This is a genomic window from Rubrimonas cliftonensis, from assembly GCF_900107585.1.
In the GTDB taxonomy this organism is placed as follows: domain Bacteria; phylum Pseudomonadota; class Alphaproteobacteria; order Rhodobacterales; family Rhodobacteraceae; genus Rubrimonas; species Rubrimonas cliftonensis.
In genome coordinates, this window is the sequence record NZ_FNQM01000021.1 from 25,712 (window position 1) to 44,161 (window position 18,450).

An 18,450-nucleotide genomic window follows, 5' to 3' on the forward strand; every position below is an offset into this window, starting at 1 on the left:
GCAGGACCGACGCCCGCGCCCGGGCCGCCTTGCGTCAGCCCAGCGTCGTCGCGACCTGGGGGAACAAGCGCTGGTAGGCCTCGGCGTGGACGATCTTGCGCCCGCCGTTGAGCCAGGCCTGGTTGCCCCGCTGGGCCGCCGCGCGCGTCCAGTAGTCCCACAGCCATTCCTGCGCGCCCATCTGCTCGAAAGCCCGCCGCTTGGTCTCGAACACGGCGTCGATGTCGAGATAGACGTCCGGCCGCCAGCCTGCCCATTCGGTCTGGTGCGGCTCGTACATCAGCACCGGCGTCGGGCCGGCGACCGCGAGGCCGGGGTTGTGGCCGCGCGCCTGGGAGATGATCTGCGCCTCCTGCGCGACGCGGCGGGTCAGCTCATGGTCGAAATTCCACGGGTCGCCGGGCGCGTGGCTGAGGATGAAGCTCGGCTGAAGCTCGCGGATCGCATCCGCCAGCGCCAGAATGGTATCGTCGGGCACCCGCATCGGGTAGTCGCCGTGCTCCATCAGCCGCAGCTCGGCGCCCAGCACATGCGCCGCCGCCTCGGCTTCGGCGCGGCGGTTCGCCTTGACGCGCTCCAGCGTCATCCCCGGCTCGCGCCACAGCTTAGCGCTTTCGCCGCGCTCGCCGAGCGACAGGCAGACGACGACCATGCGCCAGCCCTGCGCGGCGTGCAGCGCTATCGCGCCACCGGCCCGCCACACGAAATCCGCCGCATGGGCGCTGATCACGAGACCCGCAGGCATCACGTCTCTCCTTTCGCGCGCAGGGTGCGCTCACGCCGCGCGCCGAGCGCCACCCACACCACGAGCGCCACGGCGGCGGCGAGGAACGCCGCGCTGATCGGCCGCTCGACGAACACCATCGCGTCGCCCCGGCTCAGCAGCATCGCGCGCCGGAAATTCTCCTCGATCAGCGGCCCGAGGACGTAGCCGAGCAGCAGCGGGGCCGGCTCGAAGCCCAGCGCCAGCAGCACATAGGCCGCCATCCCCAGCCCCGCGACCATCAGCACGTCGAAGGGCGCGTTGGCGACGCTGTAGCAGCCGATCGCGATGAACAGCGTGATGGCGGGGAACAGGTAGCGCGGCGGGATCTGCAGCAGCTTCACCCACACCTGCATCAGCGGGATGTTGAGCACCAGCAGCATGAGGTTGCCGATCAGGAAGCTGACCGCGAGCCCCCAGAACAGCTCCGGCTGCTCCGCCAGCACCGTCGGGCCCGGCGTCACGCCATGCACCAGCAGCGCGCCGAGGATCAGCGCCATGATGGCGTCGCCGGGAATGCCCAGTGTCAGGGTCGGGATGAAGGCGGCCTGCGCCGCGGCGTTGTTGGCGGCCTCCGGCGCGCTGATCCCGGCCACGGCGCCGCTTCCGAACCGTTCCGGCGTGCGCGAGACGCGCTTCTCCACCGCATAGGCCATGAACGCCGCCATCGAGCCGCCGCCGGCGCCCGGCAGGATGCCCACCCCCGAGCCGACGCCCGCCCCGCGCACCATGGGCCACCAGCTCTCGCGCAGGTCGGCCCGCGTCGGCATCAGGCTGCGCAGCGTGACGGCGCCGTTGACCGCCGGCCCGACCCGCGGCCTGCCGATGCTGGAGATGACCTCCGAGACGCCGAAGAACGCCATCGCCACCACGACGATGTTGATCCCGTCGAAGAGCTGCGGTGCGCCGAAGGTGAAACGCAGCGCGCCGGAACTCGTATCCGTCCCGATGATCCCGAAGACGAGGCCAAGCGCCACGCTGGCGACGCCGATCAGCGGCCGCCCCTGGATCAGCGTCCCGGCCGCCACCAGCCCAAGCGCCATCATCGCGAAATAGTCGGCGGAATGGAAGGACAGCGCCGCCCGCGCCAGCGGCGGCGACAGCGCGACCAGCAGCATGATCGCCACGAGGCTGCCGAAAAACGATGCGAGCGTCGTGATGATGAGCGCCGCGCCCGCCCTGCCCTGCTTCGTCATCGGATAGCCGTCGAGACAGATCACCGCCGAGGACGCCGTCCCCGGCAGGTTGACCATGATCGACGCGATCGAGCCGCCATACTGCGCGCCGTAGTAGATGCCGGCGAGCATCACGAGACCCGCAGTCACCGGCGCGTGGAAGGTCAGCGGCAGCAGCAGCGAGATCGCCGTGAGGTGCCCGATGCCCGGCAGCACGCCGACGACCATGCCGACCGTGACGCCCAGCAGGCAGTAGAGGAGGTTCTGGGCGCTCAGCGCCGTCTCGAACCCAAGCAGTAGGCCGTCGGCGAAACTCATGGCGCGCCCCAGGCGAAGGCCGGGGCGGGAATGCCGAGAAAGACGACGAAGAGCGCATAGGCCGCCGGCGCCAGGATGACGGAGAGCAGCGCCAGCGCGCGCCACTGCACCGGCGTCTCGGCGAGGCCCGACACGAAGATCAGGATGACGCTGGCCGGAATGAAGCCGAGTCGCTCGACCGTCAGGGCGAAGAGGACGAGCGCCCCCGTCACCGCCAGCATCGCCCTCACGCGCAGGGCCGGCGCCGGCTCCACCGACCGCAGGGCGAACAGCGCCGCCCCGAGCCCGCTGAGCGACAGCACGACCCCGAGCGCGAGCGGAAACATGCCCGGTCCCATCCTGGCGGGCGTCCCGAGACGGTAGTCGAGACTGATCCAGACCACCGCCGCCCCGAGGGCGAGCGCGGCCAGACCTGCGAGCAGGTCCTTGCGCAGGAGCGCGTTCATGGCGTCCTCCCGGCGCGGCTGGGGGCGGCCGAAGCCGCCCTGCGCGCGCGTCATTGGGGCGTGATGTCGGCGGTCTCGATGATCGTCGCGAACTGGCCGCGCAGGCGCTCCAGCATCGCCTGGAAATCGGCGCGCGACGACGGGAAGGGCGCGGCGCCGGCCTCGCTCAGCCGCGCCGCGACCGCCGGATCGGCGAGCACTTCCTGAACAGCGGCGTTGAGCTGGTCGAGGATCGGCTCGGGCGTGCCGGCGCGGCCCATCAGGCCGGTCCACTGGCTGGTGTCGACGTTCGGGACGCCGGCCTCCTGCATCGTGGGCGTCTCGGGGCTCGGCGCGATGCGCTGGCCGCTCGCGGTAGACAGCACCACCACGTCGCCGCTGTCGATGAACGGCTTGGTGGAGGAGTAGGAGACGACGCTCACATCGACCTCGCCGCTGGCGACCGCCGTCGCGGCGGGGCGACCGCCCTTGTAGGGGATGTGCTGCAGCGTGATCCCCGCCTCCAGCGCCATCCACTCCGGCGCAAGGTGGTTCAGCGTGCCGACGCCGGCCGACGAGTAGGTGATCATGCCGGGCTGGGCCTTCGCGGCGGCGAGGAAGTCCTCCATGGTGCTGAACGGGGCCTCCTTGTTCGCGACCAGGATCAGCGGGGTGTCGGTGACGGTCGAGATCGGCGTGAAGTCCGCCTCGGCGTCGTAGGGCGTCTGGTCGAACAGCGAGGGATTGATGGTCATGGTGCCGGCCTCGCCCATGAAGAGCGTGTAGCCGTCGGGTGCGCTCTGCGCGAGCGCGGTCGCGGCGATGAAGCCGGAGCCGCCGGCGCGGTTCTCGACGATCACCTCGACGCCCCACTTCTTCGAAAGCCCCTCGCCGATGGTGCGCGAGGCCAGATCGACCACGCCGCCCGGCGCGAACGGCACGAGGATCGTGATCGCGCGTTCGGGATAGTTCTGCGCGGCGGCGTGGCCCGCCGTCATGGCCGCCAGCGCGGCGGCGAGGATCATGGACTTCTTCATCGTCTCTCTCCCTTTTCTGATTGAGCGCCCGTCGGCGCCGGTGGCCGCGCCCTAACGGCCGAGCAGGTGTTCCTGAACCGCCGCGAGGTGCCGCCGCATCGATCGCGAGGCCCCCTCCACGTCGCGGTCCGCGATCGCCGACACGATCGCGTCGTGATCGGCGAAACTGTGATGGTCCGCCGGCGGCCGCGTCGGCGCCGCCCGCAGGCGCCCCCAGACGACGGCGCGGCGCACGGCGTTCATCGTGTCGAACATGGTCAACAGCACGAGATTGCGCGCGCCGGTGGCGATGGCGCGGTGCAGGCGGTTGTCCCAGGTCTCGTACTCGCGCCAGGTGTCGGCGCGGCGCGAGCCTGCGAGGCAGGCGCGCATGGCGTCGATGTCGACCGCGGTGGCGTTGACGGCCGATTCCATGGCGATGACGGGCTCCACGAGCAGCCGCGCGCGCATCACCTCGGCCGGATTGGTCTGCGCCGCGGTCTGGCCGAGCTCGGCCGCGGCCGCCGCTGGCCGCGCCCCCAGAAATGTTCCCTTGCCAACGTGCCGCCAGAGCTTTCCGTCCGCCTCAAGCTCCGACAGCGCCTTGCGGAGCTCGCTGCGGGAGACGCCCAGCACCTCGCACAGCTCGCGTTCCGACGGCAGCCGGTCGTTTTCGGACAACCCGCGCTGAGAGAGCCAGGCCGTCAGCTGGGTGAGCGCGCCATGTCCGCAATCGGCTCCGCATTGATCGATCAAGAACCAATCCACCCGGTTTCGCTGCACCAATCTCAACCAATACGACATTGGCTGCGCATTGGACGAAAGGCAACCGGATTCGCGCGGCGCCGGGCGGCCGACGCGAGAACCGGCGGCGGAGCCGGGGCGCGCCGCCTCCGGGAAAGTCCGGCCCAGTTCAGTCGATGGCGATCCTGTTGCTCAGCGCCTTGATCTGCGGCGCCGGGTTCCGATCGTCTTCACTGTGGCGGCTGACGAGGCCCCCCGAAGACCGAGGCCGGGATCTGCAGCGCGCCGCCCTGGACCGGCGCGGCGATGGACCGCCGAACGCCGCCAAAGCCCGCCGCGAGCGCGGATCAATCCGGCGTTGCGGGCCGCAGCACGGTTCTGAAACCGATATGGTTCGAGCCGAGCGACAATTCCTGCGGCTGGCGCGCGGCCGGGCGGTAGCGGGCGCAGTAGTTCGGCGCGCAGAGCCACGAACCGCCCTTGACGGTGACGCGGGCTTCGTCGGGAGCGGCGAGGCTCGCGGGACGCGGACTCCACGCATCGCGGACATATTCCCAGACATTGCCGGCCATGTCGTGCAGGCCGTAGCCGTTGGGCGCGAAGCAACCGGCGGGCGCAGTCGTGAGGAACCCGTCCGAGACACGGTTCTCGGCGGGGAAGCGGCCCTGCCAGGTGTTGGCCTTCCAGCCCTCGACCGGATTGTAGGCCTCGCCCCAGGTGTAGTCGGCGCCCTCCAGCCCGCCACGGGCGGCGAATTCCCATTCCGCCTCGGTCGGCAGGTCGCGCCCGAGCCACTGCGCATAGGCCAGCGCGTCCTCCCAGGCGATGTGGACCACGGGATGGTCCTCGAAGCCCGCGATGGCGGAACCGGGCCCGATCGGCTCACGCCAGTTCGCGCCGCCGACATAGCGCCACCACCGGGTCGGGTCTTCGAGGCCAGCCGCCGTGCGCGGCGGCGCGAAGACCATCGAGCCGGGGCGGGTGAGGCTTTCGGGCAGGTGGGAGTGCTCGGCGGGGTCGAGACCACGCTCGGCGACGGTGACGTAGCCGCTGGCGGCGACGAAGGCGGCGAACTGGGCGTTCGTCACCTCGGTTCGGTCGATCCAGAAGGCGCCGACGGTCGCCTCGCGCTGCGGCCCCTCCTCGGCGTAGTGGTCGTCCGATCCCATCAGGAACGTCCCGCCGTCGAGCCGCGCCATGCCGCGCGTCGGCGCCGCGGGATCGGGGAGCGGCGGCGGCGGCGCGCAGACATCGGCGAGCGCCGCGCCGGCGGCGAGCGATGCGGCCAGTGCGATCCGCAGGGTCAGTTTCCGGCCGGCCATACCCTCTCCCAGTCTTCCGCCATGTCCACGAGCAGCCAGCCGCGCGCCTCGGCCTCGTCGAGCCCGCGGTCGAGACGCCCGACATGGCCCTCGCGATCATAGGCGAATTCGCGCGCGGCGTCCGTGTGGTGGACGATCATGCCGAAACGGGGGCCGTCCCCCGCCGTCGTCCATTCCAGCATCTCGAAGTCGCCGTCGGAGTTGCCGGCGGCGAAGATCGGCCGCCGGCCGATGCGGGCGTCGATCGCCAGCGGCTTGCCGGCCCCGTCGTCGACGAACGCGACGCCGGGATCCTTCGCGATCCGCGGAGCGGGCCCCTCGGCGTCGTAGCGCGCCTCGCCAGTCGATCCGACCACCTGCTCGGGAGGCACGTTGTAGACGTCCTCGGCGAAGGCCCGGATGAAGTGCAGCCCGCCGCCGGAGACGATCCAGGTGCGGAAGCCCTCGTCGCGGAGATAGCGCAGAAGCTCCAGCATCGGTTGATAGACCATGGCGGCGTAGGTCATCCCGGTCTGCGGATGGCGCGCGACGTCGAGCCACGCCCGAACCTCGGCCTCGAACTCCTCGACCGAAAGGCCGGAGTGCGTGGCGGCGACGATCTCCAGCAGGCCTTCGGCGCCGGATGCCGCCACCGTCGCCATGTCGCCCGCGGCGGCGGCGCGGAGGGCGTCGGAGTTCAGCACGGAGGGGTCGTCCCCGGCCATCTCGCGGAGGCGGTCGATGGCGAACAGAACCTGGAAATAGATGGGCTTTTCCGCCCAGAGCGTGCCGTCATTGTCGAACACGGCGATGCGGGCGGCGGGCGTGACGTAGTCGCCCGAGGCGGGATCGGTCACCGCCTCGACGAAGCCGACGAGACGCGCCTTCGCGTCCGTGTCGCGCCAGGAGGGCAGCGGGTCGGCGAGCGCCGCCGTGGCGGCGAGCGCGACAAGCGCGGCGGCGGCGGTGGCGGTGGCGGTGGTGAGACCCGGTCGAACCATCATCGCTCCATTCCCATGCAGGAGGCGGGGCGGCCCGGCGGGCCGCCCCCTGATTTTACGGTTCAGGCGCGCGTCACCGTGAGCCGGCGCCCGCCTCAAGCGTCTTCATCACGGCGTCGAGGCTGAAGCTCGCCGCCTCCTGACGCGGCGGGTACTCCCGGAAGGTCTCAAGGAACCGCCCGACATAGGCCTGCGCCGGCACCAGCAGATAGGCCCTGTCGATCCACCAGTCGTAATAGGTGTTCGACGTGCGGTACGCCCGCTCATAGGGGTCGCGGCGCAGGTTGAACATCAGCGGCGTGCGCAGCGGCGTGAACGGCTCGACCCAGGCGCGCAGCGTGGCCCAGGCCTTCTGCTCCATGAAGATCAGCTTCCAGTCACCGTAGCGAAGCGCCGAGAGGTCGCCGTCATCGGTGAAATAGAAGATCTCCTTGCGCGGGCCAGCCTCGCTCTCGCCCGAGAGCATCGGCAGGAGGTTGTAGCCGTCGAGATGCACGCGGTAGTCGCGGCCGAGCGCCGCGTTGGTCACGCCCTGCAGCAGATCCTCCTTGACCGTCTCGGCGCCGGCGGCGGCGAGGAAGGTCGGGAACCAGTCCATGTGATGCGCGATCTCGTTGCTGACCGAACCCGGCTCGATCACGCCGGGCCAGCGCACCATGGCGGGAACGCGCCAGCCTCCCTCCCAGTTGGTGTTCTTCTCGCCCCAGAACGGCGTCATCGCCGCGTCGGGCCAGGTGTTCATGTGCGGCCCGTTGTCGGTGGAGTAGAACACGATGGTCTCGTCGGCGATGCCGAGCTCGTCCAGCAGGGCGAGGAACTGGCCGATATGCATGTCGTGCTCAACCATGCCGTCGGCGTATTCGTCCTGACCGCTGATCCCGCGCAGTTCTTCCTTGACGTGGGTGCGGAAATGCATCCGCGTCCCGCTCCACCACATGAACCAGGGCGTGCCGGCGGCCTCCTGCTCGCGGATCCAGGCCAGCGCCCCTTCCACGGTCTCGTCGTCCACCGTCTCCATGCGCTTGCGCGTCAGCGGGCCGGTGTCCTCGATCTGCTGTCCCTCAAGGCCGTTCGCGCCATAGGTCGCCCGCGAGCTGATCACGCCGCGAGGACCGAAGCGCTCCAGAAAGGTCTCGCCGTTGGGCATGACGAGGTCGCGCGGATAGTCCTCGTTCTCAGGCTCCTCCTCGGCGTTGAGGTGGTAGAGGTTGCCGTAGAACACGTCGAAGCCGTGGTTCGTCGGCAGATGCTCGTCCTTGTCGCCGAGATGGTTCTTGCCGAACTGCGCGGTGGCGTAGCCCTCCGCCTTGAGCATCCCCGCGATGGTGGGGTCCTCGGTCTGCATGCCCTGCTCGGCGCCCGGCAGGCCGACCTTCGAGAGGCCGGTGCGGAACACGCTCTGTCCGGTGATGAAGCTCGACCGGCCGGCGGTGCAGGACTGCTCGCCATAATAATCGGTGAAGATCATGCCCTCGCGGGCGATCCGGTCGATGTTCGGCGTGCGGTAGCCCATCAGTCCCATCGTGTAGGCGCTGATGTTGCTCTGGCCGACGTCGTCGCCCCAGATGACAAGGATGTTGGGCTTGACGTCTTGGGCGGCTGCGGCCGTGACACTCGCCCCCAACGCGAGCACAGCCAAAATCAGTCGCATGGTCTTCCTCCTCTTTTTGGCAACAGATCGTGGATCAATCGAGCCGGCTGACGATAGCACCTTCCGCCGCGGAAATCGCCGCGACTTCGCGACGGCGCCGCAATCGGAGGCGCATGCCGGAGCCGGTCTCGATCCGGTGGACACGCTCCGCGGCCCGGTCTCCGGCGGCCGCGCCAGCGCGCGTCGGGGGGGGGGGGGGGGGGGGGGGGGGGGGGGGGGGCCGTCGACGCCCCGCGCCTGCGCGACGCGGACGCCGGCCGCAGGAGCCGGGCGTGAAGCCGCATCAGCCGCGCCCCGTCAGAAGTTGACGTCGAGCGCGACGAACGGGCCCGACAGGCTCATGTCTAGGTCGAGTTCGCCGCGGTCCGCCTCGACGGCGAGGTGGCGCCAGCCGGCGGCGGCGGTGACGGTGTCGGTGAAGGCGTAGCCGACGCGGCCCATCAGCTCCCACTGGAAGTCGGAGCCGACGCCGAAGCCGCCGATGTCGCCGAGCGCCTGCACCGAGACGCGGTCGGTGACGGCGTAGGTGGCGCGGGCGCCGATGATGGGATCGACCCATGTCTTCGTAGCCGAGGCCTTCGGCAGGTTGGCGAAATCAACCGACGTTTCGAGCGACCAGAGGCGCGCGCCCGCAAAGCCCTCGACACGGGCGCGCGCGTCCTCATGAACGGCGTATCCCACGGCCAGCGCCGCCAGCACGCCCTTGAGGTCGATGTTGGCGCTGACGAGTCCCCCCTGCCCGGTCGCGTCCTCGCCGAGGTTGAGGTAGTTGAACTCGCCCATGATGGTGAGCGACCCCCTGCGCGCCTCGCCGGTGACGAGCGCCGCGAAGTCCAGCACCTCCAGCACCGAGGTCGAGGTCTCGGCGGTCGGGTCGCTGCCGATGCTGGCGGAGGTGTCCATCGTCGGCGCCCAGACATAGGGCGTCAGGCGGAAGCTCCAGCCGTCCTCCTGCGCCGCGGCCGGAGCCGCCGCCAGGAGGAGGAAAGCCGCGAGGCGGCGTGCGGTCATGTCGACTTCTCCGTTGGGTGTCGTGATGGGACGGCTCTCGGCGCCGTCGTCGGCTGCTGGTCAGATCTCGGCGAAGCCGCCGCCCACCCAGCCGGCGACGAGGCGCGCGAAGTCCTCATGCCGGTCCTGATAGCAGAAATGCCCGCACTCCCTGAAAACATGCAGCCGCGACCGCGGCAGCCGCGCATCCAGCCGCTCGCCATTGTCGAGATGGAGAAGCTGGTCCCTGTCGCCCCAGAAGACCTGCACGGGCAGGTCGAGCGTCGCGAGATGCGGGTCGACGGTGGCGAGGCTCTCTGGGTAGCCGGTGAACCAGCGCAGCACGGCAGGGATGCGGTCCCTGTAGGAGGCCACATAATCCGCGACCTCCTCGGGCCGCGGCGTGTAGCTGACATGGCGGAGCCGGTTGCCGGCCTCGACGAAGGCGGTGCGCCGGCGACGCGGAACACCATCCGCCAGAAGGCCGAGTTGATCATCCTGTCGATGACGCTGCCGTTGCTGGACGGCGCGACGCCGGGGCCGGCGCCGATCATCAGGCTCTTCAGCCGATGCTTGTGGTGGATCGCGTATTGCAGGGCCGCGGACATGCCGACGTCAGGGCCGATGATGTGGACGTCCGAGAGGTTCATCTCGCGGATGAAGGCGTCGAGATAGCCGAGCATCCGGTTGGTCCAGAGCGTGTCGGAGAACACGCCTTCGGGCCGCGCGACGCGCACGCCGTCCTCGAAGTGGGGCTCCTGCGGGATGCGCCCGGCCTCGATCGCGGCCTTCTGCTCAGGCTCGTTCATGTCGACGTGGAAGACGCCCGAATTCCAGTGGTTCGCGCCGCCGGTGTAGATGGAATAGCTGCGGTCGAAGCCCCATTCATGCGGGCCCTCGCCGCCATGCCGTGTGCCGCCCGGGCGCCATTTGCCGACCATGGCCCTGAAATAGCCCGCTTCCTGCAACAGCTCCGCGACAGTCACGGCGTTTCGCGTCAGATACGCTTCGTAGCCGGGATGGCCTTCCGCCGGCGGGTAGAGCGCATAGTCGAAGGCGGCCAGCCCGACCTCGACGGGGTCGGCGCCGGTCAGCAGCATCGCGCGCGTGACCGAGCAGACCGGCGAGGCGTGGAAGCGCGTGAACAGCGCGCCCTCGCCGGCAAGCCGGTCGATGTTCGGCGTGCGCGTGACGGCCCCGGCGAAGCCGAGATCGCCAAGGCCGACGTCGTCGCCCACGATGAGCAGGATGTTGGGACGGGCGCCGCCCTCCTGCGCAATGGCGGCCGACCCGGCGAGGTCGACCGCAAGCAGGGCCGCGCAGACCGCATGTCTCGCCGCATGTCTCATTGAAGCATTCCTTTCGGCGCCCGCTGCGGGGCGACGCGCGTCCCTTGCCGCGTCGGCGCGGCGCGGCTTCCACTCATGCGCTTTCCCCCGCCCCTGCTCGTCGCCCGTCTCTTGCGCCGCCGACGCACATCCATCCGGATCGAAGCGCTAACAGCGGCGACGGGCGGCCATCGGCGCCGATGGCGCTTTCATGGCGAACACCTGTGCAAATGCTTCCGAAGCAGTCATTCCGTCTCCGGCGTTCACGGGCTGCAAGCCTATCGCCATGCGCCTGAACGGCGTAGCCTGACGCGGAGAAGAATACGCTTCTGGCAATCAGTGAGGCTGATGTTCGGCGCGACACCACCTGAACTGGCGCGACTTGACCGCGAGATCGACGATTTCGAGGCTCTCGCCGCCGGCTTCGCGCAGTTGCGTGGCCGCTTCACGCAGATGTCGAGCGGCGCCTTCCGGGGGCGCCTGACGGTGTCGGTGGGCAGGCGCCTGCGCATCTTCCGCGCCGTCACCAACCAGACGCTGCGGCTCGACGGCGAGGCCGACGGCGAGACGGCGACGTTCATTCCGATCACGCGATCCAATGAGGCCAACCTCTGGCAAGGACGCAGGCTCGACCGCGGCGCGCTGCTCGTGAAGGGGTCGGAGATCGATTTCGCTCCGCGCACCGCGCGCGACAGCGAGACCACGGCGATCGTGGCGCCGGTCGGCCTGCTGGACCGGGCCGCCTCGGCCCTGTCCGGCGGCGACGCCGCGCCGGACTGGACTGGCTGGCGCGCGCCGTCGCTCGACCCTGCCGCCTTCGATTGCCTGGAGACTGCGCTGGCCGGCTTTCTCGCCGCGCCCGAGCATCGCAGGGTGGACCCCTTTGCAAACGACGCCGAGGCGACCGTCCTGCGCCGCCTGATCGACGCGCTGACGCCGCCCAGAACCCCGGGGCCGCGTCTTGAGCTCTCCGCCCGCACTCGCCTTGTCGCCAGGGTCAGGGAACATCTCCGCGACCGCCTTTCCGAGCCCGTGACGGCGATGGAGCTGTGCGAGACCTTCGGCGTCAGCGACCGACTGCTGCGCCTCGCCTTCCAGGAAACCCATGGCGTGGGCCCGATGGCGTTCTTCCGCCTCCTCAGAATGCACCAGGCGAGGGCGGCGCTGCGGGCGGCGCGAGGCCGGGACGCGTCCGTGGCGGCGATCCTCGCGGCCTGCGGCGTGACGCGCCCGGCCGCCTTCGCCGGCGCCTATGCGCGCCATTTCGGCGAACGTCCGTCCGAAACCCTCGGCGTGCGCGGCTGGCGCGGCGTTCGGGCCGCCGCCCGGGACGCGCTGATGCGCCGACAGGCCGAGGGTTGACGGCGGCGGCGTCAGCGAGCCATGCCCGCCGCAGGCTTGGCGAAGCGAGGGGACGGCATGGGGCAGAGTGTCGGACTTGAAAGCGCAAGGGGCCTCGCCCGCGCGCGCGCCTCGATCGCCGGCATCGTCGCGCTCGCGCTGCTCGCACTCTCCGCCTGCACCACGGCGCCCCCGCGCAACCCGGCGCCGGAGGCGGCGCTTGCGTCCCTTGCGGCGGCGCATCCCTATGGCATCGACGGTCCGGGCCTGCGCTTCTGGGCCGACGACATCTCGGATGAGGACATCGAGCGCGTCCTTGCGGATCGCGGCGACATCCTCGCGGAAAGGCTCCGCTCCCGCGACGCGGCCGATCGCGACCGCGCCTGGCTCGCGCTCTCGGGCGGCGGCGCCGACGGCGCGTTCGGCGCAGGGCTGCTCGCCGGATGGACGACGCGGGGCGACCGGCCGGATTTCCGCATCGTCACCGGCGTGAGCACCGGCGCGATCGTCGCGCTCTTCGCCTTTCTCGGGCCCGACTACGACCCGGTCCTGCGCGAGATCTACACGACCTACGACACCGAGGATCTCGTCGCCCGCGCGATCCTCGCGGGCCTGCTCGGCGGCTCGGCCGTTCTCGACACCAGCGGCTATCGCCGGTTGATCGACCAGTACATCGATGACGCCGTCGTTGAGCGGCTGGCCGGAGAGCAGATGCGCGGCCGCGCGCTGCTGATCGGCACCACCAACCTCGACGCCTCCCGCCCGGTCGTCTGGAACCTCACCGCCATCGCCGCGACCGGACATCCGATGGCCAAGACGCTGATCCGCGACGTGATCCAGGCCTCCTCCGCGATCCCCGGCGCGTTTCCGCCGCAGATCATCCCTGTCGAGACGGCTGGCGGACGTTACGACGAGATGCATGTCGACGGCGGCGCCACCCAGCAGGTGATGCTGTTCAGCCCGGAGCTGTCCGTCAGGGAGATCGACCGCCGCCTCGGCCTCGATGTCGCCCGGACGATCTACGTCATCATCAACAACAAGCTGCGCAAGCCCTACGCCCCGGTGCGCCCGCGGCTCGCCGCCATCGCCGGCGGCGCCATGTCGAGCCTGATAGGCGGCTCAGGCGCCGGCGACATCTACAAGATATTCGCCATCGCCGAGCGCGACGGCATCGCGCTACGGGTGACCTCAATTCCGCGGGACTTCGAGGCGGAGGCGGAGGAGCTCTTTGATCCGGCGTACATGACGGCGCTGTACCAGACCGGCCTGAAACTGGGCGAGGAAGGCGTCGCCTGGCTGCCGCACCCGCCGGATTTCCGGCCCCGGGAAAGATGACCTGCGCGCAGGCGGCGCCTTTCCCGCAATCTCCGCCCCACCGCGACCGCTCATCGTCGGCCGTCCCATCGCTGCATCACGCCCGCAGAGCGTCGCACGCCTCGTCGGTGAGCCAGAGCATTCTCCGAGCTGGCTGGGCACTGTTGCGGAGACGCTCCCAAATGCCCTCCATGAACTGAAGGCAATTTCGACGGGCACGCGCTGTCAGCAGTTTATGTCTTCGATGAGCCTCAACCCTCCTGAAACCGGGTCGGCGCCAACGACTCTGATGCGGAGATCACGGCATGGCCGGATCTTCCCTTCCCCCGGACGGACCCATCCCATGGCTTCGGTGACAGGTATGCCGAGGGCGGCGAAGCGGTTCAGGACGGCGATCCTGACATGGAGCTCGGCAACCTGACGGTCGAAGTCGCGCGCCATCAGGCGCTGACCGAGCAGCTTGATGCAATGCATCTTGGTCTCGGCGCGGCTTCGGCGGTGATAGCCATTCCATCGTCGCCAGATCGCACGGCCGAGGCGGCGTGACGTCCGGAGGGCCTCATTGCGCGCCGTCGCGCCCGCGGTGGTCTCTTTCCACGGCTGGGCATAGCTCCGCGGCGGGAGTGAGGCGGCACAGCGGCTCTTCCCGTGGAAGGGCCGCCCGCCGAACGCGGCGGCGCCGCGGTCGGCGATGGCCTAATGGCGCTTGCGGGTGTCGTGGGCCCCGTCGGCGGTGACGCTCGCCACCTCATGGTTCGGGCGATCTGGTCGAGGAGCTGCGGCGGCATCGGCGCGTCGCCGACGGCGCTGCGCGCGCAGGTGCGCCCTCGATGGCGCGAACTTCCCGCGTTTGTTCATCGATCCTGAGGTGGTCTTGCGCCAGACCCGGCGCTTGGCGCCGCCGTGCCTGCGCATTCGGCGAGAAAACAGTTCGCAGGACTGTTTTCTGATCCGCCTCACTCCACTCGCCTTCGCCTTCGCCCTCGACCTTGAACCCGATGCTGTCGATCAGCAGGCGCCGCGGGCCTGCCCCGACGACCTTCCGACTCCCCGAACGGGTCGCACGAAACGGGTGGACGACGCTCACCCTTGCTGGGGATGGCCGCGTCCATTCGAGGGATGCCCCGCCCTTTCGATGTCCATAGCCTTCGCTTGAGTGCGTCGCCAGTTGCGCACCGCAGGGGAGGAGAACCACATGCAGCCGATGGTCGAGGCCGAGGATCGCATCGGCCGAACGCTCAGCTTTCTTATGGAGGCTTTCGCCGAGGTTCTCACCGAACTGGGCGAGGAGCGCATCGCTGCGCGCCTGCCCTGGGCCGGAGAGTGGGCCGGGACCGCCGACTCTCCGAAGGAGCCTGACGCAGAGCCGCCTGCGCCCGAGCGCATGGCGCAGGCCGCCTCGATCGCATTCCAGCTCCTGACCATGGCCGAGGAGAACGCGGTCGCGCAGACCCGCCGGGCGCTCGAGGCCGAGGGGGCGCTCGATCTCGACGCGGGCTCGTGGGACCAGCACTTCGCGCGGCTGGTGGCGTTTGGCCGAAGCGAGGTCGAGATCGCAGCGGCGCTCGGCCGGCTGCGTGTCGAGCCGGTGCTGACCGCGCACCCCACCGAAGCCAAGCGCCAGACGGTTCTCCACCACCACCGCGCACTCTACCGGGTGATCGTCGAGCTGGAAAACGCGATGTGGAGCCCGACGGAGCGCGCCGCCCTGCGCCAGCAGGCGAAAGCGGCCATCGAGCGGCTCTGGCGCACCGGCGAAATCTTCCTGCGCAAGCCCACCGTGGCCGACGAGCGCCGCAACGTCATGCACTATCTCAGCGAGGTTTTCCCCGCCGCGCTGCCCTGGGTGGACCTGCGGCTGGAGGCGGCATGGCGGCGCGCAGGCTTCGCCGCGGAGACGCTTGAAGGCGCCCGCCCGCGGCTCAGCTTCGGCGACTGGGTCGGAGGCGATCGCGACGGCCATCCCGGCGTCGACGCCGTCGTGACCCGTGAGACGCTGGCGCTGTTCCGCGGCGAGGCGCTTGAGCGGGTGAGGGCCGCGCTTTCCGACCTGGCCGCCCACCTGAGCCTGTCGGCGATGCGCCAGCCGACGCCGTCCGCGCTGTCGGATTGGATCGCCGAGCGCGCGGAGGCGCTGGGCGAGGCCGGCGCCGCGGCGCTCGAGCGCAACGCCGAGGAACCGTGGCGCCAGGCCGTGAATCTGATGATCGCCGGCCTGCCCGCAGCGCAGGGCCCGTCCGCGCCCGGCGCCAGGACCCGCGCCACGGAGCTCGCGGCCGACCTCGACCTTCTGCGGCGTTCGCTCTGCGCGGTCGGCGCCGGGCGGCTGGCGCGCGAGGACATGGATCCTGCGCTGCGCGGGGTCGACTGCTTCGGATTTCACCTCGCCACGCTCGACGTGCGCCAGAACAGCGCTTTCCACGATCGGGCCCTTGGCCAGCTCCTTACGGTCGCCGGCGAGCCCTGGGGCGCGGACTATCCCGGGTGGGACCTCGCGCGCCGCAACGCGCTGATGCGCCGCGAACTCGCTTCGCCGCGCCCCTTCGCCGCCCCCGGCGCGCCCGCGGGCGCCGAGGCGGAGGAGACCGTGGCGCTGATGAAGGTGCTGCGCGACCACGCCGCGACCTGCGGCGACGAAGGCCTCGGCGCCTACATCGTCAGCATGACGCGCAGCGCCGCGGACCTATTCGCCGTACTTCTCTTCGCCCGCGAGGCCGGCATGATGCGCGAGAGCGCCGACGGACCGTGGATGCCGCTTCCGATCGCGCCGCTGCTTGAGACCATCGAGGACCTTCAGAACGGCCCCGCGATCCTCGAAGCCTTCCTCGACGAGCCGCTCGTCCGCCGGTCCCTGCGACGACAGGCCGATGCGGCGGGGCTGGACGCGCCGGTGCAGCAGGTGATGGTCGGCTACAGCGACAGCGGCAAGGACGGCGGCATCGTCGCAAGCGTCTGGTCGCTGTACCGCGCCCAGAGCGCCATCGCCGAGGCCGGGGCCCGGCGCGGCGTGCGCATCCGTTTCTTCCACGGCCGCGGCGGCACCATCGGCCGCGGGGCGGGACCGACCCACCGCTTCCTGCGCGCGCTGCCTCCCGGAGCCGTCGCGGGCGACCTGAGGCTGACGGAGCAGGGCGAGACGATCTCCCAGAAATACGCCAACAGAGTGACCGCCGCGCATCAACTGGAACTCTTGATGGCCGGCGCGCTTGGCGCGTCGCTCGAAGCGCGGCGCGATCCGCCGGAACTTGTCTCGGCGATGGACGCGCTGTCGGCCTCGGCGCGGGCGGCCTATGGCCGGCTCGTGGAGGCCGACGGCTTTCTCGCCTTCTTCGACGGCGCCACCCCCATCGATGCCATCGAGCAGAACCGCATCGGTTCGCGCCCCTCCCGCCGCAGCGGCCGGCGCAGCCTCTCGGACCTGCGCGCCATACCGTGGGTCTTTGCGTGGAACCAGGCGCGCTTCGGCATACCGGGCTGGTTCGGGCTGGGCTCGGCGCTGGAGGCCTTGAGGAGCGAGCGGCCGCAGGCTTTCGCCGCGCTGAGGTCGGCGAAGGCCGAGGGACCGGATCGCTGGCCGCCGTTCCATCACCTCGTCAGCAACGCGGCGACCGCCTGGGCGGTTTCCTGTCCGGAGACCATGGCCGCCTACGCGGAGCTGGTGGAGGACGAGACCGTGCGTCGGCGCATTCTCGGCGCGATCCTCGCTGAGCACGAGCGCACCGGGGAGATGATCGGCGAGATCTACGGCGCGCCGGTCCCCGTCGCGCGCCCGGTGGTCCAGCAGCAGGTGGAGCGGCGCGACCGCGCGCTCGCTCCGCTCCACGAGCGCCAGATTGCGCTGCTGCGCCGCTGGCGGACCGAGCGCGACGCCGGCGGCGAGCCGGGCGCGACGCTCACAGAGCTTCTGCTGACCGTCAACGCCATCGCCTCGGGGCTCGGCGGCACCGGCTGAGCCCGGATCTTCCGGACGCCCGCGCCGTCGGGTGCATGCGTGACGGAGCCGGGTGTCGTGGCGCCCTAGTTGATGCAACTTGGACACGACCGCCGTTCGTGAGGGGTAGACCAAAAGGCGACAGGCCGGTGAGCGTTCATTCGGATGAGGCAGGCAGGCGCGCCGCCATGCTTCGACTGGTTGATCAGATGTCGGCGAGAGCGCCGCCGGAGATGGGCGCCTTGCGATTCCTCCACGATCATCTTACTTTTTCTCTATCGATACGCTTCGGGTATGAGCATGACCGAGACCGCGACGCTCTCATCGAAGTTCCAGATCTCGATTCCGAAGGCCATCCGGGCCGCGCAGAACTGGGAGGCCGGTCTCACCTTCGCGTTCATCCCGAAGGGTTCGGGCGTGCTGCTCGTGCCGATCCCGAAGCGTGAGACGCTGAAGGGCATCGCGAGAGGCGCCCGGGCCGAAGACTATCGGGACCGCTCGGATCGCACCTGATGTCGCTTGTCGACACGTCCGCGTGGATCGAGTGGCTGATCGCCTCGCCGACAGGTGAACGCGTCGCCGAGCATCTGCCGGATCAGTCGGACTGGCTGGTGCCGACCATCGTTCAACTCGAACTGGCCAAGTGGCTGACGCGCGAGGTAGGCGATGACAAGGCTGATCAGGTGATCGCGTTCACGCAGGTCTGCAGGGTTGAAACGCTCGACACCGAGATCGCGCTGGCGGCTGCAGACGCCTGCAGGGAACGCGGTCTCGCCATGGCCGACGCCATCATCTTCGCGACAGCGCGACTGAGGGGGGCAACGCTTCTGACTTGTGATGCGCACTTCGACGGACTTCCCGGAGTGCGGCTCATCTCGAAGGTCAGGGCTTGATGAAATGCGACGCACAACGCGCAAGCCTGATCGGCTTCTCCCGGTTTCGGCCGGTCACGGGGCCGGAGGGAGGCGCCAGTAGGCGGCGGCTTCCGTTAAGATTTTTCGACGCGGGCCGCGTCGGAACGGGCGCCCGGGGCGCTTTGCGGCCCGTGTTGACAAATCTCCGATGATGGAAGCCGCGGGATGGCGGCGGAGGGTCCGGCTATGGGGAATTGACGGTTGAGGGCGGCATCTGAGCAGGAGCGGTGTCAGGGGC

The 18,450-nt window shown here is 70.2% G+C and carries 15 protein-coding genes and 2 pseudogenes; 5 read left to right on the forward strand and 12 right to left on the reverse strand.

The window, feature by feature from the left end; all coding sequences use genetic code 11:
- Positions 1 to 34: 34 nt before the first annotated feature.
- The 11 genes and pseudogenes from BLW43_RS19125 to BLW43_RS24765 form a co-directional block, all read right to left on the reverse strand.
- Complete coding sequence (locus tag BLW43_RS19125) at positions 35 to 745, reverse strand: PIG-L deacetylase family protein (RefSeq protein ID WP_093255912.1); 711 nt, start codon at positions 743 to 745, stop codon at positions 35 to 37.
- Positions 745 to 2,256, reverse strand: a complete 1,512-nt coding sequence (locus tag BLW43_RS19130; protein ID WP_093255914.1) for a tripartite tricarboxylate transporter permease — start codon at positions 2,254 to 2,256, stop codon at positions 745 to 747. The genes BLW43_RS19125 and BLW43_RS19130 overlap by 1 nt, the downstream gene beginning before the upstream one ends.
- Positions 2,253 to 2,702, reverse strand: coding sequence for a tripartite tricarboxylate transporter TctB family protein (locus tag BLW43_RS19135; protein ID WP_175479007.1), 450 nt, complete (start codon positions 2,700 to 2,702; stop codon positions 2,253 to 2,255). Before BLW43_RS19135 ends, BLW43_RS19130 begins: the two co-directional genes overlap by 4 nt.
- 50 nt (positions 2,703 to 2,752) lie before the next feature.
- Positions 2,753 to 3,718: a Bug family tripartite tricarboxylate transporter substrate binding protein gene (locus tag BLW43_RS19140; RefSeq protein WP_093255917.1), complete on the reverse strand. Its 966-nt coding sequence runs from the start codon at positions 3,716 to 3,718 to the stop codon at positions 2,753 to 2,755.
- A 51-nt stretch (positions 3,719 to 3,769) separates the two neighbouring features.
- On the reverse strand, positions 3,770 to 4,453 hold the full coding sequence (locus BLW43_RS19145) for a FadR/GntR family transcriptional regulator (protein ID WP_217632241.1): 684 nt from the start codon (positions 4,451 to 4,453) through the stop codon (positions 3,770 to 3,772).
- 335 nt (positions 4,454 to 4,788) lie between these two features.
- A complete protein-coding gene (locus BLW43_RS19150) occupies positions 4,789 to 5,763 on the reverse strand; it encodes a formylglycine-generating enzyme family protein (RefSeq protein ID WP_093255921.1) in 975 nt (324 codons plus the stop codon).
- Positions 5,745 to 6,746 carry an HAD family hydrolase gene (locus BLW43_RS19155; RefSeq protein ID WP_245731135.1) on the reverse strand — a complete coding sequence of 334 codons (1,002 nt, stop codon included), beginning with the start codon at positions 6,744 to 6,746 and terminating at the stop codon, positions 5,745 to 5,747. The genes BLW43_RS19150 and BLW43_RS19155 overlap by 19 nt, the downstream gene beginning before the upstream one ends.
- 70 nt (positions 6,747 to 6,816) lie before the next feature.
- On the reverse strand, positions 6,817 to 8,394 hold the full coding sequence (locus tag BLW43_RS19160; RefSeq protein ID WP_093255925.1) for an arylsulfatase: 1,578 nt from the start codon (positions 8,392 to 8,394) through the stop codon (positions 6,817 to 6,819).
- Between the two features lie 297 nt (positions 8,395 to 8,691).
- Positions 8,692 to 9,405 (reverse strand): porin family protein, encoded by a 714-nt coding sequence (locus BLW43_RS19165; RefSeq protein WP_093255927.1) that lies wholly within the window; start codon positions 9,403 to 9,405, stop codon positions 8,692 to 8,694.
- Positions 9,406 to 9,465: 60 nt separating this feature from the next.
- The gene (locus BLW43_RS24680) at positions 9,466 to 9,975 is read right to left on the reverse strand and encodes an alpha/beta fold hydrolase (RefSeq protein WP_342741628.1); all 510 of its coding nucleotides are present in this window, start codon (positions 9,973 to 9,975) and stop codon (positions 9,466 to 9,468) included.
- A gap of 287 nt (positions 9,976 to 10,262) precedes the next feature.
- Positions 10,263 to 10,733, reverse strand: a pseudogene (locus BLW43_RS24765) (sulfatase-like hydrolase/transferase); the annotation flags it as partial.
- 327 nt (positions 10,734 to 11,060) lie between these two features.
- On the opposite strand from BLW43_RS24765, the gene BLW43_RS19175 reads away from it, so the two are divergent.
- Both BLW43_RS19175 and BLW43_RS19180 read left to right on the forward strand, forming a co-directional pair.
- A complete protein-coding gene (locus BLW43_RS19175) occupies positions 11,061 to 12,074 on the forward strand; it encodes a helix-turn-helix domain-containing protein (protein WP_093255930.1) in 1,014 nt (337 codons plus the stop codon).
- Between the two features lie 57 nt (positions 12,075 to 12,131).
- Positions 12,132 to 13,388 (forward strand): patatin-like phospholipase family protein, encoded by a 1,257-nt coding sequence (locus BLW43_RS19180; protein WP_175479008.1) that lies wholly within the window; start codon positions 12,132 to 12,134, stop codon positions 13,386 to 13,388.
- Between the two features lie 204 nt (positions 13,389 to 13,592).
- Here the strand turns inward: BLW43_RS19180 and BLW43_RS19185 are convergent.
- Positions 13,593 to 14,394 (reverse strand): annotated as a pseudogene (locus tag BLW43_RS19185) (IS5 family transposase); the annotation flags it as partial.
- Positions 14,395 to 14,562: 168 nt separating this feature from the next.
- Between BLW43_RS19185 and BLW43_RS19190 the strand changes: the two are divergent.
- The 3 genes from BLW43_RS19190 (at position 14,563) to BLW43_RS19200 (ending at position 18,191) form a co-directional block, all read left to right on the forward strand.
- Entirely contained in the window at positions 14,563 to 17,319 is a 2,757-nt protein-coding gene (locus BLW43_RS19190; protein WP_093255934.1) for a phosphoenolpyruvate carboxylase, read from the forward strand.
- A gap of 279 nt (positions 17,320 to 17,598) precedes the next feature.
- A complete protein-coding gene (locus tag BLW43_RS19195; RefSeq protein WP_093255944.1) occupies positions 17,599 to 17,811 on the forward strand; it encodes an AbrB/MazE/SpoVT family DNA-binding domain-containing protein in 213 nt (70 codons plus the stop codon).
- Positions 17,811 to 18,191 carry a type II toxin-antitoxin system VapC family toxin gene (locus BLW43_RS19200; protein WP_093255936.1) on the forward strand — a complete coding sequence of 127 codons (381 nt, stop codon included), beginning with the start codon at positions 17,811 to 17,813 and terminating at the stop codon, positions 18,189 to 18,191. Before BLW43_RS19195 ends, BLW43_RS19200 begins: the two co-directional genes overlap by 1 nt.
- Positions 18,192 to 18,450 lie beyond the last annotated feature (259 nt).

What these genes read in the sequence shown, in the direction of transcription:
- BLW43_RS19125 (WP_093255912.1), bottom strand. Translation starts at nt 745, where the DNA reads ATGCCTGCGGGTCTCGTGATCAGCGCCCATGCGGCGGATTTCGTGTGG.
- BLW43_RS19130 (WP_093255914.1), bottom strand. Translation starts at nt 2,256, where the DNA reads ATGAGTTTCGCCGACGGCCTACTGCTTGGGTTCGAGACGGCGCTGAGC.
- BLW43_RS19135 (WP_175479007.1), bottom strand. Translation starts at nt 2,702, where the DNA reads ATGAACGCGCTCCTGCGCAAGGACCTGCTCGCAGGTCTGGCCGCGCTC.
- BLW43_RS19140 (WP_093255917.1), bottom strand. Translation starts at nt 3,718, where the DNA reads ATGAAGAAGTCCATGATCCTCGCCGCCGCGCTGGCGGCCATGACGGCG.
- BLW43_RS19150 (WP_093255921.1), bottom strand. Translation starts at nt 5,763, where the DNA reads ATGGCCGGCCGGAAACTGACCCTGCGGATCGCACTGGCCGCATCGCTC.
- BLW43_RS19155 (WP_245731135.1), bottom strand. Translation starts at nt 6,746, where the DNA reads ATGATGGTTCGACCGGGTCTCACCACCGCCACCGCCACCGCCGCCGCC.
- BLW43_RS19160 (WP_093255925.1), bottom strand. Translation starts at nt 8,394, where the DNA reads ATGCGACTGATTTTGGCTGTGCTCGCGTTGGGGGCGAGTGTCACGGCC.
- BLW43_RS19165 (WP_093255927.1), bottom strand. Translation starts at nt 9,405, where the DNA reads ATGACCGCACGCCGCCTCGCGGCTTTCCTCCTCCTGGCGGCGGCTCCG.
- BLW43_RS19175 (WP_093255930.1), top strand. Translation starts at nt 11,061, where the DNA reads ATGTTCGGCGCGACACCACCTGAACTGGCGCGACTTGACCGCGAGATC.
- BLW43_RS19180 (WP_175479008.1), top strand. Translation starts at nt 12,132, where the DNA reads ATGGGGCAGAGTGTCGGACTTGAAAGCGCAAGGGGCCTCGCCCGCGCG.
- BLW43_RS19190 (WP_093255934.1), top strand. Translation starts at nt 14,563, where the DNA reads ATGCAGCCGATGGTCGAGGCCGAGGATCGCATCGGCCGAACGCTCAGC.
- BLW43_RS19195 (WP_093255944.1), top strand. Translation starts at nt 17,599, where the DNA reads ATGACCGAGACCGCGACGCTCTCATCGAAGTTCCAGATCTCGATTCCG.
- BLW43_RS19200 (WP_093255936.1), top strand. Translation starts at nt 17,811, where the DNA reads ATGTCGCTTGTCGACACGTCCGCGTGGATCGAGTGGCTGATCGCCTCG.